Here is a 15,346-nt window from a genome sequence, read left to right as displayed (position 1 = left end):
CGCATCACGACCGTTGACTGCATCGCGTTCATCGGCCGATCATCGTCCTCCTGCCCCCGCTCGATCAAGTCGCCCCTTTCCTGCTCATGTTAAGCATCGGTCCCTTCTCGATCCGCGTCGTCGCGGTGGCCGTCGCCGCGCTGCTCGCGTGGCTCGTCGCCCGTTTCATCCAGCGCCGCCCGCCGGACGGCCAGCACAAGACCGCATCGAGCCTGATCCTCGATACCTTGCTGCTCGGGCTGATCGCCGCGCGCATCGGCTACGTCGCGCAGTGGTGGCACGAGTACGCCGCCGCACCGCGCGCGATCGTCGCGCTCGGCGACGGCGGCTTCGACTGGCGCATCGGCCTCGCGGCCGGAATCGTGTTCGCGGGCTGGCGCGTGCGCCGCCTGCCCGCGCTGCGTCGCCCGGTGATGGCCGGCATGCTCGCAGGCCTCGCCGCGTGGGGCATCGCGCAGGGCACGCTCGCAACGTTGCAGCACGGCGCGCCGCCGCTTGCCGCGTTGCGGCTCGAAGCACTCGACGCCACGCCGGTGCCGGTGCAACGCTTCGCGGGCAAGCCGGTCGTCGTGAACCTGTGGGCCACGTGGTGCCCGCCGTGCCAGCGCGAAATGCCGATCCTCGCGCAAGCGCAGCAGGATCATCCGGGGATGACGGTGCTGATGGTCAACCAGGGCGAAGACGCGCAAGCGGTGCGCGCGTTCCTCGAACAGAAAGGGCTGCGGTTCGATCACGTGCTGCTCGATCGCACACTACACGCAATGCAGGCCTATGGTTCGCGCGGGCTGCCGACGACGCTCTTCTTCGATGCGAAAGGCAATCTCGTCGAATCGCACATGGGCGAGATCACCGCCGCGCGGCTGAAGGACGCCGTGGCGGACCGCTTCGGCCAGTAACGCGCGTCGGCCGAACGGCCGCGGCATCGCTGCGTCACATCCGCGCCTCGACCGCGGCGAGCCGGGCCGGCAGATGGACGCGCTGCACGCATGATGCGCGGCCGCCGTTGCGGAAAGCACCGCGGCGTTCCCGCGCAAGTTCGGGCGGCACCTGCACGACGCCCATGACATCGTCGTGGGACGTGTGGCGGGCGAATCGGAGTATTCGACCGACACGCTTTCTGACATATCGTCGATAAAGTGACGACACGGCCCGCCGGCGCAATCGCCGGGGAAGCGTTTCGCAGCAAGCCTGCAAGACATCGGGGCATCCATCCGTGCAGACGAAGACGCTCCGGACCGACACCTGATGCCGGCCGATCTCGGCTAGAGTGATTGCACGTTTTCGCGTGGAATGTCATTTCATTTCGTCATGCCAACCATGTGACGGGATGTCGATCGAAATCCACTGCGTAAACGAGCGCGGCCCGCGCGTGCACTACCACGCGCGGGCCGCTGACCACAACCCACTCTGTACAGGAGTCAGTCATGGCTGACGGGAATCATAACGCACCGGTTCGCTTTCACGATTGTTCCGTGCCCGCTCGCACGTCTTTTCAGACTCGCCGCATCGTTCCACATCTCAGGCTCGCCGACACGGCACCGCCGGCCCTCCATCTGTGGATGAAACTGTCCGGCCGCTGGATCGACGCAGCGGGTTTCGAACCCGGGCAGCGCTTGCGGATCGAGGTGATGCACAAGCGGCTGGTGGTCACGCCGATCGAAGACGGGCCCGGCGACGATTTCGGCCAGGATGCCGATCGCGCAACACGACGGCCGCGGCCGACGTTCTCGGTGATCACGGGAGGCGCACAATGAATCGCAACGACTCGCGACAACGTGCCGACACGTTGCCAGCCGACTTCGGCCTCGATGACGCGGGAGCACTGTCGGCCAAATCCGCGCTCGTTCTGAAGATCAACGCACTGACCGTCTCGCGCGGCCTGAGCGAAGACGAGGCGGCGGCGCTCGCGGAGATGGCCCGGCCGGTCGTCACGCCCGAGCAACGCGAAATGCTCCGGAACGTCTCGCTGGAACTGCTGATGCAGACGCTGGTGTCGCTGGGTCAGCAGGTGGAAATCGTGGTGCGGCCTGCGGGGCCATCGAATTCGGCAGGCATCACGGTTTCGGTCTGACAGTCGGCAACATGAACGAAGGGGGGCGTAGCGGCCGGGCCCGGCCGCCGCCGGATGCCCGTCACGGGCGAGCGGGAGGAAGCACAGTGCCGGCTCGCAGCAACCATCCTCGGCACATCGGCCCGGCCGCGCCCCCGTCGCCCCGCGTTCCGGCGATGCGCCGGACCTGACGGTCAGGGCCGCGACAACACCATCACACGACCCGACACACGCTGCAGCTTCAGCCAGCCCGTGTCGGCCGTAAATTGAAGCTGCTGCAGCGGAAAATCGAACTCCGCGCGCTGCGCGGCGCTGATCACCGCATCGGCGATCCAGCGGATCAGTTCCTTGCCTTCGTCAGTCGTCTGGTGGCCGTTCTGGACACCATAAAAATAGCGGTTCCCGGCGTTGACCTCGTTCTGAACCTGCATCCAGTGCCCCGGCAGGCCCCGCTGCGTCCTGAACAGATCGGCCACCCGCTGCGTCGTCAGTCCGCGCGCCCACAATGCGCCGTTCACGGCGGGGCGCGCCAGGTTGTGGCGATCGGCTTCCTGGGCTTGCTCCTTGATGTCGCCTTTCAGGGAATCGGGTTTCGTCATGACGCTTTCCTCGCGATGGGCCCGACAAAGGGCCGGTTGAATGGACAAGGACCACGGAGAGGGAGGCTGACGCGCGAACCTGCGCGACCCTGGCGTCCGTGGCCACCACGAACGACAGGCCGGCGACATGCGCCGGCCTGGCTCACGATATCGGCCGCAGGCCGGTCGTCCCGCCTGCGCCGGGTGAACGATACGCCCATTGCAGGAATTCTTCGCCTGTCAGGTATGTCAGGCTTCAATATCGGGCGTCCGTCCCCATCATGCTTACCTTTTCCCCTTCAACAGGAACGCCGCCGCCGTACATCCCGCCATCGCAACACCCGCGATCAGAAACGTATCGCTGTACGCCATCAACAGCGCCTCACGCATCACGCGCTGGTTCACGAGCGCGAGCGCCAGCTCGTGCACGCCGCCGGTCGCCGAACCCGGCAACGCATCGGCACGCGGCACATGCACGCGCGACAGCAACCGCACCAGCATCGCCATCCGCTCCTGAAACGCTTCCGAGAACGGCGTCACGGCCTCGCCGATCCGCATCGCATGCAGCTTCTGCCGCTCGACGACGATCTGGCTCGCCACCGCGATGCCGATCGCACCGCCGACGTTGCGCACCATGTTGAACACGCCGGACGCCGAACCGAGCTGCGCCTTCTCGATTCCGTCGACGGCCATCACCGACAGCGCGATCACGACGAGCGACTGCCCGATCCCGCGCACGACGAGCGACGGCACGATCACGTTCGACGCGGCGTCGGCGGTCAGGTGGATGTTCATCAGGCAACCGGCCGCGACGAGCGCGAAGCCGAGCACGATCGTCGCACGCGGGCTCGTGCGGCGCATCAGCGGCGGCGTCAGGAACGACATCACGAACTGCACGAGCCCGTACGGGATCATCGCGAGGCCGATGTCGCGCGCGCTGTAGCCGTGCAGCTCGGCGAAATAGTTCGGCACGAGAAACACGACGCCGAACACCACCGCGCCGAACAGGAACTGCATCAGGCTCGCGATCCCGAAGTTGTAGCGGCCGAGCAGCCGCAGGTTGATGAACGGCGCCTCGCGCCGCAGCTCGATCGCGACGAACGCGACGAGCCCCGCCACCGCGACGATCGACAGCTCGACGATCAGGTCGGACGCGAACCAGTCCTTGCGCCCGCCCTCTTCCAGCACGATCTGCAGCGCGCTCAAGCCGATCGCCATCGTCGCGATCCCGAACCAGTCGGCCTGCCGCAGCTTCGACAACTGCACGGGCACCGGGCGGATCGCCCACGCGATCGCCGCGATCAGCGCGATCGCGGGCGGAATCTGCAGATAGAAGATCCAGCGCCACGAATACATGTCGGTGAGCCAGCCGCCGAGCGACGGCCCGGCCGCCTGCGCGACGTTGTTCGCGACCGCGAACAGCGCCATCCCGAGCGGATGCTTCGACGGTGGCAGCTCGGTGACGATCAGCTGGAACGACAGCGGAATCAGCACGCCGCCGAACGCGCCCTGCAGCGCGCGCGCGACGATCATCGTCGAAATGGTCGGCGCGACCGAGCACGCGATCGAGAACGCGAGGAAACCCGTTGCGCCGACGAGCAGCACGCGGCGCGCGGAGAACACCTGCACGAGCCAGCCGGTGAGCGGAATCACGACGATCTCGGCAACGAGGTACGCGGTCGAGATCCACGAGCCTTCCTCGAAGCTCGCGCCCAGCGACCCGCGGATGTCGGGCAGCGACGCGTTCGTCACGTGCACGTTCATCCCCGCCATGAAGCAGCCGAACACGCCGCCGAGCACCGCGACCCACGCGCGCAGCGAGACGGTTTCATCTTGCGCGGCCTGCGCGGCCCGCGATGCCGCGGCCGTCACGATCCGGCTCCCGGTGCGCCGCGCGTATCGACGCGCGCGATCACCGACATGCCGGGCCTCAGCACGAGGCCCGGCGGCGGCGCATCGAGGCGGATCTTCACGGGTACGCGCTGCACGATCTTCGTGAAGTTGCCGGTCGCGTTGTCGGGCGGCAGCAGCGCGAATTCGGCACCCGAGCCCGGGGCGAGCCCCAGCACGCGGCCGTGCAGCGTGCGGCCCGAGTAGGTATCGACGTCGATCTCGACCGGCTGCCCGTCGCGCATCGCGCCGAGCTGCGTCTCCTTGAAGTTCGCGACGACGTACACGTCGCGCAGCGGCACGACCGCGAGCAACGGCATCCCGACCTCGACGTACTGGCCCGCGCGCACCGCCCGCTGGCCGATCGTGCCGTCGCGGGTCGCGCGGATCACCGTGTGCTCGAGATCGAGTTGCGCCAGCGCGAGCTTCGCGCGGGACGCCGCAAGGCGCGCACGCGCCTGCTCGATCGCGGCCGTGCTTTGCGCACGGCGCCGGCGCAACACCGTCTGCTGGTCGTCCTGCGCGCGCACGGCCGCGCCGGCGCGCGCCAGTTCCGCGCGCGCCTTCAGCGCGTCGGCGTGCGCCTGTTCCCAGCGCTGCCCGCTGGCGGCCGATTCGGCGAGCAACTGCTTGTAGCGCGCCGCATCCGCGTCGCGTCGGGTCGCCTCGGCACGCGCGGCGGCCGCGTCGGCCTGCGCCTGCTCGATCACGCTGCGCTGCTGGCCGACCTGCGCGTCGAGCGTCGCGGCCGCGGCTTCCTCGGCCTGCAACGTCGCATCGGCGGCGGCAACGGCCGCCTGCGCGTCGTCGAGCTTCGCGCGATAGTCGCGATCGTCGAGCGTGACGAGCACGTCGCCGCGCTTCACGGGCTGGTTGTCGTCGACGGCCACGCTCGCGACATAACCGGCCACCCGCGGGCTGACGGTCACGATGTCGGCGCGCACGTATGCATCGTCGGTGTGTTCGATGAAGCGGCCGACCGTCCACCAGCGCCAGCCGAACCCGGCCAGCACGATGACGGTGATGAAGGCGCCGGCGGCGATCCAGTGGCGCCGCGCAAAACGGGCGGATTTCTCGGGTACGGCTGTGGTGCTCATGATCGGAATCGGAAGGGTTGAGTGCGTGCGGATTCACGAACGGCCGGTCAGGGCCCGTTCACGTCAACAACGGGCTTGCGCTGGCCCTGACGCTGCCAGCCGCCCCCCAGTGCCTTGAAGACGGCAACCTGATCGAGCGCGACCTGCTGCGTCGACGCGGCCAGTGCCGCATCGACCGCGACGAGGCTGCGCTGCGCGTCGAGCACGCCGAGAAAATCCAGCGCGCCCGCGTCGTAGTTCAGTTCCGCGAGCCGGAAAGCGCGCGCGTGTTCGGCGCGCGCGGTTTCGAGCGCGGCCTTGCGGCGCCACTCGGCGCCATATCGCGCGAGCGCCTGTTCGGTTTCCTTCAGCGCGCGCAGCACCTGCGCGTCGAACGACGCGCGTGCGGCGGCATCGTCCGCGCGTGCCTGCGCGAGCTGCGCGCGGCTCGCCGCGAGATTCGGAAAGCGCCAGGTAATCAGCGGCCCGACGCCCCACGCGATCGCGTACTTGTCGCCGAGCGACGACGGATCGCCGGTCGTCGACAGCCAGTTCACCGACCCACCGAGCACGATCGACGGATACAGCTCGGCCGTGGCGGCACCGATCCGCGCGTTCGACGCGGCGAGCCGGCGCTCGCTTTCGCGCAGGTCGGGCCGGCGCCGGAGCAGCGCGGCACCATCGCCGACCGGAAACGGCCGCGCCAGCGCCGGCGTCGCATGGCAGCGCGCGGCCGCATCGGGAATCGCGCCGGGCGCGTGCCCGGTCAGCACCGCCAGCTCATACAACGCGGCGCGGCGCGCGCCAGTCAGCGCCGGCAGTTCGGCGCGCGTATCGTCGGCGAACGCGCGCGAACGCGCGACTTCCAGATCGGACACGAGACCGTGCGTGCGCTGCCGTGCGGTCAGCGCGGCGAGGCGGTCGGCGATCGCGACCGAACGCTCGGCCACGTCGATCCGCTCGCCGTACGCGCACGCCTGCGCGTAGGCGGCCGTCGTCTCGGCGGCCACCGCGACGCGCATCGCATCCGATGCCGCCTGCACGGCCTCCGAATCGGCGCGCGCGGCATCGACGAGATGGCCGACACGCCCCCACAGATCGACTTCCCACGACAACGCGAACGACGGTGCGAATCCCCGGCGCGTACGCGCATCGGTGCCGTTCGCGCTCGCGACGATCTGGTCGGGCGCGTGCTTGCCGTAGTCGACACCGAAGCCGGCCGTCGTATCGGGCAATCGCGCGGCACCCGCTTCGTCGAGCACGGCGCGCGCACGCGCGACGCGTGCCGCGGCCACCGCGAGATCGCGGTTTTGCGCGAGCGCTTCGCGCACGAGTGCGTCCAGCGCCGGATCGTCGAACAGCTGCCACCAGCGATCGGGCAACGCACCGCTCGACGCGACGGGTGCATCGACGGCGGCATCGAACGGCGCGCGATGTGCCGCATCGATCGACGGCGGACGATACGGCTCGCCGACGGAACATGCGCCAAGCATTGCCGCGCTCAGCAGCGTGGCGGCAATGCGCGGCGCGCAAGACGAGGCGGCAAAGGGTAAATCGAAGGAAAGCGAAGCAAGGAAGGAGGCGCGCATCGTGCGGTGGCAGTCGAACAAACGATGGGCCTATGGTAATTTCGGCACATTCAGTCGATCTCGCGCGCAAAGCGCATTCGTCGTCGAGAAAAGGACAAGTGGACCCATTTTTCAGCGCGCTCGAGCGCAAGGACAAGCACAAGCAGATCGCGGTCGCCGTGTCCGACGCGGCGTCCGGTGTCCTGTATCCGACGCATTCGCACCGGCACGGCCAGCTGATTCACGCGATCTCCGGCGTGATGCTCGTGTATGCGGATGCCGGCAGCTGGGTCGTGCCGACCGGGCGCGCGGTGTGGGTGCCGGCGGGCACGCAGCACGAGATCCGGATGGCCGGCGACGTGCAGATGCGCTCGGTGTTCGTCGCGCGCGAAGTGCGGCCGAGCCTGCCGGCCGAGTGCCGCGTGATCGAGGTCGGCACGTTGCTGCGCGAACTGATCGTGACCGCGTGCGAACTGCCGGCCGACTACGACCTTTCGCATCGCGCGGGACGCGTGCTCGCGCTGATCCTCGACGAAATCGAAATCGCGCCGCTGCTGTCGCTGCATGTGCCGATGCCACGCCATCCGGCACTCGCCGCGCTGTGCACGCAGCTGATCAGCGACCCGTCGGTGACCGTCACGCTGCAGTCGTGGGCGCGCGATGCGCACATGAACGAGCGCACGCTCGCACGCACGTTCAAGCGCGAGACGGGCATGACGCACGGCGCATGGTGCCGCCATGCGCGATTGCTGCTGAGCCTGCCGCGCCTCGCGGCAGGCACGCCGATCCTCGAACTCGCGCTCGAGCACGGCTACGACAGCCCGAGCGCGTTCGCGGCGATGTTCCGCAAGGCGCTCGGCGTGCCGCCGAGCGAATACTTCCGGCGCCGATAAGCGGCGCTGTCCGTTTCGCGACGATCGCGCGCTGCCGCGCGGCGGCGGCGACGCGACCGCGCCGGGCACCGCCGGCGCAGCCGCCACGACGCCGCTTACGCGACAGCCTTCACCGCCTGCTGCGCGCCAAAAAACGTCGCCTGCGCCGCTTCGTCCGCGCGCGCATACGCGCGGTTGACCCCGCTGATCACCGCGCGGATCGACGCGGTCGTCAGGTTCGCGTCGATGCCGACGCCGAACGCGCTGCCGCGCACGCCCGTGCCGGCCAGTTCCGCGATCGCGATCGCCTTCGCATCGGCGCCTTGCGACAGCGCGCGTTCCTCATAGTGCTGGATGCGCAGCGGCGTACGCAGCGCGTGCATCAGCGCGTCGAGCGGGCCGTTGCCTTCACCGCGCAGCACGCGGCGCTCGCCGTGCACGTCGGCGGTCAGCACGATCGTCTCGCGGCCGTCGCGTTCACTCAGCTCGTGGCCGACATAACGCAGCGGCGCATCGCCTTCCACGTATTCCTGTTGGAACAGCGACCAGATCTGCGCGCTCGTCACCTCGAGCCCGCTGTCGTCGGTCAGGCGCTGCACGGCCGCGCTGAAGTCGACCTGCAGGCGGCGCGGCAGCGCGACGCCATAACTCTGCTCGAGCAGGTACGCGATACCGCCCTTGCCCGACTGGCTGTTCACGCGAATGATCGAGTCGTACGTGCGGCCGACATCGCTCGGATCGATCGGCAGGTACGGCATTTCCCATACGGCGTCGGGTTTCTGTACCGCGAAGCCCTTCTTGATCGCGTCCTGATGCGAGCCGGAGAACGCGGTGAACACGAGGTCGCCGACATACGGATGGCGCGGATGGATCGGCAATTGCGTGCATTCCTCGGACGTGCGCGCGACTTCGTTGATCTGCGAGAAATCGAGGCCCGGATCGACGCCCTGCGAGTAGAGGTTCAACGCGAGCGTGACGAGATCGACGTTACCGGTGCGCTCGCCGTTGCCGAACAGGCAGCCCTCGATCCGGTCCGCGCCGGCCATCACCGCGAGCTCGGCCGCCGCGACCGCGGTGCCGCGGTCGTTGTGCGGATGCACGGATACGATCAGCGCATCACGGCGGGCGAGGTTGCGGTGCATCCATTCGATCTGGTCCGCGTAGAAGTTCGGCGTGCCGACTTCGACCGTGGCGGGCAGGTTCACGATCGCCTTGTGCTCCGGCGTCGGCTGCCAGACGTCGAACACGGCGTCGCAGACTTCCTTCGCGAAATCCAGCTCGGTCGCCGTGAAGGTTTCCGGGCTGTATTGCAGCGTGAAATGCGTGTCGGTCGCGGCGTCGGCGAAGCGCTTGATCGTGCGCGCCGCGTTCACCGCGAGTGCCTTCACGCCGTCGCGGTCGAGGCCGAACACGATCTTGCGGAATTCCGGCGCGGTCGCGTTGTACAGGTGCACGATCGCGCGCTTCGCGCCGCGCAGCGAGTCGAAGGTACGCTCGATCAGGTCGTCGCGGGCCTGCGTGAGCACCTCGATCGTCACGTCGTCGGGAATGTGGCCGCCTTCGATCAGTTCGCGCACGAAGTTGAAGTCGGTCTCCGACGCCGACGGAAACGCGACCTCGATCTCCTTGAAGCCGATCGCGACCAGCATCTTGAACATCCGCATCTTGCGCGCCGCGTCCATCGGCTCGAACAGCGACTGGTTGCCGTCGCGCAGGTCGGTGCTCATCCAGATCGGCGCTTGCGTGATCGTGCGCGTCGGCCACATGCGGTTCGGCAGGTTGACGGGCGTGAACGGTCGGTACTTCGTCGCGGGGTTCTTCAGCATCATGATGTTCGGTCCTCGGTCGGTTGGTCGGGAAACCGCGGCGCGATCGCCATCAGTCGTGGTGGCAGGCTGCGCGCACAGCGGTGAAAACGGTGGAAAGCGGCACAACGGCAAAGCGGTACGGCAAACGACAGCCTTGGCGGTTGAGCGACCGGGACGGAGCGGAACGATTCGGAAGAAAGACGAACTCAGGCGCCGGTCGACAACCGGGGCCAGGTCGGTGATGCGGGGGAAATCTGGCGCTTCAGGAAAGAAGCAGATGGAAAGCGCGCAGCCGCAGACCCAGCCCGGAGAAACGGGCTAGTAGTCGTAGCGAGAAGAGGGGCTGGGCGGCTTGCATGGCCGGAATCAAATCACAAGGTGACGGGGGCTGTCAACGGGCCGGGCGCAAATGGCGCCGAATTTGATCGCTCAGAATCGGTCGTGTCCGATAGGCATCGCGCAGCCCGGTCGATATGCTTCATGGGTGCGGCGCCGGTGGGGCCCTGTTCGCGTTCGGAGTGAGTGGGTCAATCCACTTCGCCGGTTGCCGCACCCCATTTCCGTTGCGATCGGGTTTCGGCGCGGGCGTTCGGTGGTGGCCGGTGGGCGCGGCCATGACCGAGATGCTGATGTTGAAACGAACGCTGCCAAATGCGAACACCGAACGTCCGCGCCCAAGCCCGCTTGCTGTCGCCTCACCTGCCACCCCCGCCTCCCCTGCCCCGCCGGCGCAATCACGCATCGTTCAGAAAAGCGATATACACGCCGATATAGTTTCCCGAATATTTCCAAATAACGCCAATTAAACACGCTTCATTAAATCGATTAACCCTGGTTTTCGATTTACTGAACAATAGTCATTCCTCGGTGAATATTTTCTGATTTATTTTTCGGCATGCTCGATGCGTCGCATTTCAAACGGCAAACGTTTGTGCGACATGGCTCCAAGCCTTACCCATCATTCCTCAGGAGGAAAGCATGGCCGATTCTCAAACGTCATCCAATCGCGCCGGCGAGTTTTCGATTCCGCCGAATACCGATTTCCGCGCGATTTTCTTCGCGAATGCCGCCGAGCAGCAACACATCAAGCTGTTCATCGGCGACAGCCAGGAACCCGCCGCGTATCACAAGCTGACGACGCGCGACGGCCCGCGTGAAGCGACGCTGAATTCCGGCAACGGCAAGATCCGCTTCGAAGTGTCGGTGAACGGCAAGCCGTCAGCCACCGACGCGCGCCTCGCGCCGATCAACGGCAAGAAATCGGACGGCTCGCCGTACACGGTCAACTTCGGGATCGTCGTGTCGGAAGACGGCCACGACAGCGACTACAACGACGGCATCGTCGTGCTCCAGTGGCCGATCGGCTGACCTGACGCACGGCTGACAACCGACCACCGCCGGCCGCCTCCGGGCCGGCCGGCGGTCGGGCACCGCATTCAGCGGCACCTCGCGCCGCACTCCACGAAAACCCGCCCAACCAACGGAGACATCCATGCCCCTCCTTTCGGCTTCGATCGTCAGTGCCCCCGTGACGACCTCGGAGACCTACGTCGACATCCCGGGCCTGTACATCGACATCGCCAAGGCAGAGATTCGAAACGGGAAACTGCAGGTCATCCTCAACGTGCCGACGCCGTACGCGACCGGCAACAACTTCCCCGGCATCTATTTCGCGATCGCGACCGACAAGGGTGTCGTCGCGGACGGCTGCTTCACCTATTCGTCGAAGGTGCCCGAAAGCACCGGGCGCATGCCGTTCACGCTCGTTGCTACGATCGACGTCGGCACCGGCGTCACGTTCGTGAAGGGCCAGTGGAAAAGCGTGCGCGGCAGCGCGATGCATATCGACTCGTACGCGAGCCTGTCCGCGATCGGAGAAACCGCTGCATCGTCGTCGCCCGCCGGCGGCGGCAGCGAAACCGGTGCGGAGGGCGGCAGCGGTGCCGGCGGCATCGGCGGCGGCGAGCGCGACGGCACGTTCAACCTGCCGCCGAACATCAAGTTCGGCGTCACCGCGCTCACCAACGCGGCGAACGACCAGACGATCGACATCTACGTCGACGACAACCCGAACCCGGCCGCCACGTTCAAGGGTGCCGGCGCGCAGGACCAGAACCTCGGCACCAAGGTGCTCGACTCCGGCAAGGGACGCGTGCGCGTGATCGTGATGGCGAACGGCAAGCCGTCGCGGCTCGGCTCTCGGCAGGTCGATATCTTCAAGAAGTCGTATTTCGGGATCGTCGGCTCGGAAGACGGCGCCGACGACGACTACAACGACGGCATCGTGTTCCTGAACTGGCCGTTGGGCTGAGTAGCACCGCCCTGCCTGCCGTCGCCACGCCGCCCGGCGTGGCGATCCGTTCCAGTGCGTCAGCCGGCGCACTCCCCGCCCGCGCCGCAAGAACGATCAAGTGCCCCCGGCGCCGATACCATATAGTCCGACCGACACCCTCATTGGCACGCCATGAACCCGGTAGGAAAAGCACTTTGGTTGATCGAAACCGAACTGGACAGGGAACTGACGCTCGACAGGATCTCCACCGGTTGCGACATGTCGCGCTTCGGCTTCTCGCGCCTGTTCTCGATGAATACCGGCTGGCCGGTGATGCGCTATGTGCGGTCGAGGCGGCTCACGCGCGCGGCACGTGCGCTGGCGCAAGGCGCGCCGGACATCCTGCACGTGGCGCTCGATGCCGGCTATGGCTCCCATGAGGCGTTCACGCGCGCCTTCCGCGATCTCTTCGGCGTCACGCCCGAGGACGTGCGGGCACGGCGCACCCTCGACGGATTGTCTCTTGTGGAGCCGCTGCGCATGAAAGAACTGAAGATCATCGACGTGAGGCCGTCGCGCTTCGAAACCGCCGGCAAGCGGTTGATCGCGGGCATGAGCGACCGCTATACGTTTGACACCAATGAAGGGATTCCGGCGCTCTGGCAAGCGTTCATCCCATACATCGGTACCCTTCCCGGCCAGGTCGGCGACGTGACGTACGGCGTGTGCTGCAACCCCGATGCGGACGGCAGCTTCGAATACATTGCGGGCGTGGAAGTCACGAGCCGCGACCGGCTGCCCGCGCCGTTTCGCTGGGTCGAACTGGCGCCACAGCGGTACGCGGTGTTCGAACACGCCGGGCATATCTCGACGTTGCACCAGACCTTCTACAGCATCTGGAACGGCTGGCTGCCGACGTCGGGATTCAAGGCGGTGGACGCACCCGAGTTCGAGCGCTACAGCGGCGACTACGATCCGGTGACGGGCGCCGGCGTGCTGGAGATCTGGTTGCCGGTCGAACCTGTGGCGTCAACGTGAACGAACGTGACAACCCATCGGACCACGCTGATTCTGCAGCCAACGTGTTCGACCAGGATGTGCCCACACGATGAACCGGACGGGTTGCCGTTTCCCGAGGTGCGCGATTCACAGCCAGGGTCGTGGCCGCGTATGCGGTCTCCCGACAAAGTTCATTTGCGAAATCAGCGCCTGACATGTGCAACTCGTCGTTGGGTGTTTCCTGCGTCTTCCTGACGAAGGAATGCAGGACGACGAGTTCATCTCCCACCCGGATGCAATGGAACACACGCCCGATTCCTTCACGGCCTCGCGGGCGCAATTCAAGCAATCCTTCCCCCATCGCGCGCGAATACGGCATCCGCAAATCCGCACCGTGTTCTTCCATCGTCTCGACGCGCTACGTGCACGTGACCCTCCGCATGTATTGCGACTCCTGCGACAAAGCGACATGCCCGCTGCCGGCCACGAGCCCCGATCGGGTACCTCTCGTCAGGCCGGGTGAACCGGGTATCCGGCTGCCGTTTGTCAATTCGTCTTCTACACGCTTCCTTCAGACTCCAAGGCGACGGCTTCGCGATTCGTAAGCTAACCGAACGATCCCATTCTCACGTTTCACGTCCGCAGGCTCAACCATCGCGCGACGGGGAAAGCGTCGTCATCGCAACCGGCTGCAGCCAGGCGGCAGACGCGAGCTGCGTGCGTGCATCGAGCGCCACCTGGTTGAACGCCACGCGCCGCTCGCCCGTCAGCTTCGCCGCGTCGCCCGCCTGTACGAGCGCGACCGGGTCGACGAGACGGTCATGCCTGCGCACCTCGAAATGCAGATGCGGGCCGGTTGCCGTCCCGGTGCTGCCGACCGCACCGACACGCTCGCCGCGCGCGACCCGCATGCCGGTTCGCAGTGTCGGCTCGAACGCCGACAGATGCGCGTAGTACGACGCATAGCCGCCGTCATGGCGAATCACCACGTACTTGCCATAGCCGCGCGGCTCGGTGCCGATGAACGTCACGACCCCACGTTCCGACGCATGAACCGCGCGCCCGGCCGGCGCCGCGAGATCGACGCCGGAATGCACATGACGCACGCCGGTCACCGGATGCACGCGCGCCCCGAAATGCGAGCTGATCCGCGTGGCGTTGACCGGCATCGCAAACCGCGAACCGGCGAGCGGCATGCCGTCGAAGTCGTAATAGCCCCCCGACGCGCCGTCAGCGGGCGCAAACCACACGCCCGCGACGTACTGGCCGCGGAAGCGGAGCTCGAGTGCCGTCACGCGCGTGCCGCCCGGCTGCATCGCGCTGTCGTCGGGTTCGTATGCGACGCGGAAGGTGTCGCCGAGTGCGCCGTGCTGTTTCAGGTCGATGCGCCCGGCGACCAAGCGGATGACCTGCGCGGCAACGCCGGCCGGCAGATCGGCGCGCGCCAGCGACGCCCGCAGGTTGCCGACGATCGCGCCGCTACGCGCACCGCGCTCGACCTCTTCGAGCACGAACGGTTCAGCGGCGGCGAGATCGACGGGACGCCGTTCGTACGCGGCCCGTTCACCCATCGCGGGCAACGCCGATGCAAGACCGTAATCGAACCTCGACGCGTACGCGCGTTCGACCGCACCGCGCGCCGCATCGCACAGCACGCGGTAGGCCGCGCATGCACCGAAGCGCGCAACGGCGCCGTCGCGTTCATGCGCGCTCGGCACGGTCAACGCAGGCGACGCATAGGCCACGTCGAGCGGCGCTGCCGACGATGCGTGCAAGCCGCCCCACGTCGTTCGCGCGGCATTGAAAAAGGGCACGTCGACAAGGTCGGCCGTCACGGACGGGAACGGCGCGGTGTCGTTGGACACATGCGCCGGCGCGCCCGGTGCACCCGCCACACAGGCGGCCGCGACGACACCGCGCAGCAGCGCGCGGCGCATCGGGAAACCGCAAGCGCCGCGGAGCGCGGGTAGACCTTGTTCGCGTGCGAGACGGAAACGCAGGTCTAACCGCATGACGTCGTCACTCGCTGTCTGTCAATGAAAAATCGGGAAAGAACCGGGTATCGCGGAGGAACGATCGTCGCGACCCGGCAACGTGAAGACGAGTGTATCGGCGCGATCGAAACAGCTGAATAGGACACGTCTTATTTACAGGAAAAGCCATTTCGTACTAAATCGAAATCGCGATGTCGCGCGCCGGCGGCACGGCTGTGCGGCATTCGACCCCACCCATG

General features: G+C 67.1%; 15 protein-coding genes. 7 read left to right on the top strand and 8 right to left on the bottom strand.

Features of this window, described 5'->3' with window-relative positions:
• Window positions 1-86 precede the first annotated feature (86 nt).
• The gene (locus tag VK92_RS00260) at window positions 87-896 is read left to right on the top strand and encodes a TlpA disulfide reductase family protein (RefSeq protein WP_021160604.1); all 810 of its coding nucleotides are present in this window, start codon (window positions 87-89) and stop codon (window positions 894-896) included.
• 34 nt (window positions 897-930) lie between these two features.
• Here VK92_RS00260 and VK92_RS43270 read toward each other — a convergent pair whose 3' ends face one another.
• Window positions 931-1,062 (bottom strand): hypothetical protein, encoded by a 132-nt coding sequence (locus tag VK92_RS43270; RefSeq protein WP_269431937.1) that lies wholly within the window; start codon window positions 1,060-1,062, stop codon window positions 931-933.
• A 497-nt stretch (window positions 1,063-1,559) separates the two neighbouring features.
• Here VK92_RS43270 and VK92_RS42740 point away from each other — a divergent pair, with 497 nt between their 5' ends.
• Window positions 1,560-1,754, top strand: coding sequence for a SymE family type I addiction module toxin (locus tag VK92_RS42740; RefSeq protein WP_226167818.1), 195 nt, complete (start codon window positions 1,560-1,562; stop codon window positions 1,752-1,754).
• The gene (locus VK92_RS00250; RefSeq protein WP_048021404.1) at window positions 1,751-2,071 is read left to right on the top strand and encodes a helix-turn-helix domain-containing protein; all 321 of its coding nucleotides are present in this window, start codon (window positions 1,751-1,753) and stop codon (window positions 2,069-2,071) included. The genes VK92_RS42740 and VK92_RS00250 overlap by 4 nt, the downstream gene beginning before the upstream one ends.
• Window positions 2,072-2,244: 173 nt before the next feature.
• Here VK92_RS00250 and VK92_RS00245 read toward each other — a convergent pair whose 3' ends face one another.
• The 4 genes from VK92_RS00245 to VK92_RS00230 all read right to left on the bottom strand — a co-directional run bounded on the left by VK92_RS00245 (window position 2,245) and on the right by VK92_RS00230 (window position 7,087).
• Entirely contained in the window at window positions 2,245-2,649 is a 405-nt protein-coding gene (locus VK92_RS00245) for a hypothetical protein (RefSeq protein ID WP_021160608.1), read from the bottom strand.
• Window positions 2,650-2,913: 264 nt separating this feature from the next.
• Complete coding sequence (locus tag VK92_RS00240; protein WP_048021403.1) at window positions 2,914-4,500, bottom strand: DHA2 family efflux MFS transporter permease subunit; 1,587 nt, start codon at window positions 4,498-4,500, stop codon at window positions 2,914-2,916.
• On the bottom strand, window positions 4,497-5,615 hold the full coding sequence (locus VK92_RS00235) for an HlyD family secretion protein (RefSeq protein WP_048021401.1): 1,119 nt from the start codon (window positions 5,613-5,615) through the stop codon (window positions 4,497-4,499). The genes VK92_RS00240 and VK92_RS00235 overlap by 4 nt, the downstream gene beginning before the upstream one ends.
• Before the next feature lie 47 nt (window positions 5,616-5,662).
• Window positions 5,663-7,087 carry an efflux transporter outer membrane subunit gene (locus VK92_RS00230; RefSeq protein ID WP_122982914.1) on the bottom strand — a complete coding sequence of 475 codons (1,425 nt, stop codon included), beginning with the start codon at window positions 7,085-7,087 and terminating at the stop codon, window positions 5,663-5,665.
• A gap of 194 nt (window positions 7,088-7,281) precedes the next feature.
• On the opposite strand from VK92_RS00230, the gene VK92_RS00225 reads away from it, so the two are divergent.
• Window positions 7,282-8,055, top strand: coding sequence for an AraC family transcriptional regulator (locus VK92_RS00225; RefSeq protein ID WP_048021399.1), 774 nt, complete (start codon window positions 7,282-7,284; stop codon window positions 8,053-8,055).
• 95 nt (window positions 8,056-8,150) lie between these two features.
• Here the strand turns inward: VK92_RS00225 and leuA are convergent, their stop codons facing one another.
• Window positions 8,151-9,860 (bottom strand): 2-isopropylmalate synthase, encoded by a 1,710-nt coding sequence (gene leuA / locus VK92_RS00220; RefSeq protein ID WP_042975707.1) that lies wholly within the window; start codon window positions 9,858-9,860, stop codon window positions 8,151-8,153.
• 960 nt (window positions 9,861-10,820) lie between these two features.
• On the opposite strand from leuA, the gene VK92_RS00215 reads away from it, so the two are divergent.
• The 3 genes from VK92_RS00215 to VK92_RS00205 all read left to right on the top strand — a co-directional run bounded on the left by VK92_RS00215 (window position 10,821) and on the right by VK92_RS00205 (window position 13,152).
• On the top strand, window positions 10,821-11,210 hold the full coding sequence (locus tag VK92_RS00215; RefSeq protein WP_021160613.1) for a fucose-binding lectin II: 390 nt from the start codon (window positions 10,821-10,823) through the stop codon (window positions 11,208-11,210).
• 124 nt (window positions 11,211-11,334) lie between these two features.
• Window positions 11,335-12,153, top strand: a complete 819-nt coding sequence (locus VK92_RS00210) for a fucose-binding lectin II (protein WP_048021396.1) — start codon at window positions 11,335-11,337, stop codon at window positions 12,151-12,153.
• A 153-nt stretch (window positions 12,154-12,306) separates the two neighbouring features.
• On the top strand, window positions 12,307-13,152 hold the full coding sequence (locus VK92_RS00205; protein WP_048021394.1) for an AraC family transcriptional regulator: 846 nt from the start codon (window positions 12,307-12,309) through the stop codon (window positions 13,150-13,152).
• On the opposite strand, the gene VK92_RS39280 is transcribed toward VK92_RS00205, so the two are convergent.
• Together VK92_RS39280 and VK92_RS00200 are read right to left on the bottom strand one after the other, a co-directional pair.
• Window positions 13,040-13,474: a type II toxin-antitoxin system RelE/ParE family toxin gene (locus VK92_RS39280; RefSeq protein ID WP_231600499.1), complete on the bottom strand. Its 435-nt coding sequence runs from the start codon at window positions 13,472-13,474 to the stop codon at window positions 13,040-13,042. The two genes, VK92_RS00205 and VK92_RS39280, sit on opposite strands and share 113 nt — an antisense overlap.
• Before the next feature lie 286 nt (window positions 13,475-13,760).
• Window positions 13,761-15,125, bottom strand: a complete 1,365-nt coding sequence (locus tag VK92_RS00200; RefSeq protein ID WP_048021392.1) for a M23 family metallopeptidase — start codon at window positions 15,123-15,125, stop codon at window positions 13,761-13,763.
• Window positions 15,126-15,346: the final 221 nt, after the last annotated feature.

Origin of the sequence: Burkholderia sp. LK4, from assembly GCF_001043615.1 — a bacterium.
Classification (GTDB): domain Bacteria; phylum Pseudomonadota; class Gammaproteobacteria; order Burkholderiales; family Burkholderiaceae; genus Burkholderia; species Burkholderia cepacia.
Note: the sequence above shows the minus strand (reverse complement) of the source record. Positions and strands in the feature narration are given on the sequence as shown.